Below are 1549 nucleotides of genomic sequence, written 5' to 3'. Positions count from 1 at the left end.
GCCCTCCACCCGCCTTGGATCATCCATGGCACACTCCCTTCTCCTGTCAGGAGAAGGGAGAATCTCACGCCGCGACTATGCCGACCAGACACTGCAAGAAACCGGCCCTGAACAGGCCAGTCACCCGAAAATCGGCATAATCCCAACATCGGCATAAGCAATCCCATGCCGACGTCGGCATGGGAGTGCCTCGGTTGGGCCGTTGCTGGTGCCGGGTCGGTCGAAGTAGGCCAGCACGTCGACGGCGCGCTTCTTCAGCGTTCGGCCCAGCGTGATCACCTCGCTCAGCGCAGCGGGAACGCCTGCGCTGACCGACCCGGGCTCTTCACAGTTGAGGGTGTAACCGCTGGCTGGATGTTGGCTGGCGCGTCGGTCCCGGGGCAGCGACGCGCAACCGCAGCCGGAGGCCCGATCTTGTGTCACCGTTCGCAGTGGACTTCTTCGCGTACCCGCTCAGATCGGTCAACGGCGCACCCGATAGCGCAGGTGAAGCACCCGGTTGCCCTGAATCACCACGTCGGGATCCTCCAACAGGTGCTGTGCGTGGACCGACCCGAAGTAGCGCTTGCCGGACCCGAACACGATGGGTACGACGTCCATGCGCACCTCGTCGACCAGGCCCGCGGCAAGCATCTGGCCACCGACGTCACCAGCGGCGACCTCGACGATGCGGTCACCCGCAAGCTCTTGCGCCTTGGCCATGGCTGCCTCGACGCCGTCGACGAAGTGAAACGGCGCCTCGGGGTCCCAGCCCTCGGGCTGCGGCCGGTGCGTCACGACGACCACGTGGTCGATCCCGCTCGGAGGCTTCCCGTCCCAGCCGTCCGTCATGTCGAAGACGTGGCGGCCGACGATTGTCGCCCCGATCTGGTCCCAGTACGGCCGGGTGTAGTCGTAGGACGTCCGAGACACCTTCACCTCGCCGCTCTCGTCCAACGGGACGTCACCGTTGGACAACCAGTCGAACAGCAGTCCGGGCTGGTCATTCTCGTCCGCGACGAAGCCGTCCACCGACACCGAGCTGTACATGACCACCTTGCCCACGGGGCTCTCCTCTGCTTTGGGGTGCCCCCACATTAGCGTGTCGTGAGCTGTCGCTCTAGTAGGAAATTAGTCGGCCGGCAGCGGCCAGCCGTCCAGCGCGTGGCCGGGATGTTCGCGCAGGAATCGCCGCCAGACTTCGACGTACCGGGTCGGCATGAGCCCGGTGAACGCCCGGAACTCGTGGCCGAAGTGGGCCTGGTCGAAGTAGCCTGCGCCACCGGCGAGGTCGCCCCAGTCGACCGGTCCGGCGGCACCGAAGCAATCCCATGCCGACGTCGGCATGGGATCGCTTATGCCGATCTCTGGGTTATGCCGATCGATGAAATGTTTGACCTGCTCAGAGCGGGTTCCTGGCGGGTCTTGTCGGCATAGTTAGAGTGCTTCGAGCCATGTGAGGATCCCCGGCTCCGGTGTGTAGGTGCCGGGGGCGACAACGGGTGGCCTGGTCTTGTCCAGCGCGTCCTTTTTGGTCTGCATGTCGGCGTGAAGGTATATGTCGATGTCG

The 1549-nt window shown here is 64.8% G+C and carries 2 protein-coding genes and 1 pseudogene; all 3 read right to left on the bottom strand.

Translation table 11 applies throughout. From position 1 onward, the window contains the following. Positions 1-165 precede the first annotated feature (165 nt). A pseudogene (locus tag AC1D2F_RS23865) lies at positions 166-312 on the bottom strand (ISL3 family transposase); the annotation flags it as partial. A 150-nt stretch (positions 313-462) separates the two neighbouring features. After that, the gene (locus tag AC1D2F_RS23860) at positions 463-1044 is read right to left on the bottom strand and encodes a dihydrofolate reductase family protein (protein ID WP_476967904.1); all 582 of its coding nucleotides are present in this window, start codon (positions 1042-1044) and stop codon (positions 463-465) included. Positions 1045-1110: 66 nt separating this feature from the next. Further along, on the bottom strand, positions 1111-1326 hold the full coding sequence (locus AC1D2F_RS23855; protein WP_476967903.1) for a helix-turn-helix domain-containing protein: 216 nt from the start codon (positions 1324-1326) through the stop codon (positions 1111-1113). Positions 1327-1549 lie beyond the last annotated feature (223 nt).

Source organism: Arthrobacter sp. P1_B3, from assembly GCF_056406615.1.
Note: the sequence above shows the minus strand (reverse complement) of the source record. Positions and strands in the feature narration are given on the sequence as shown.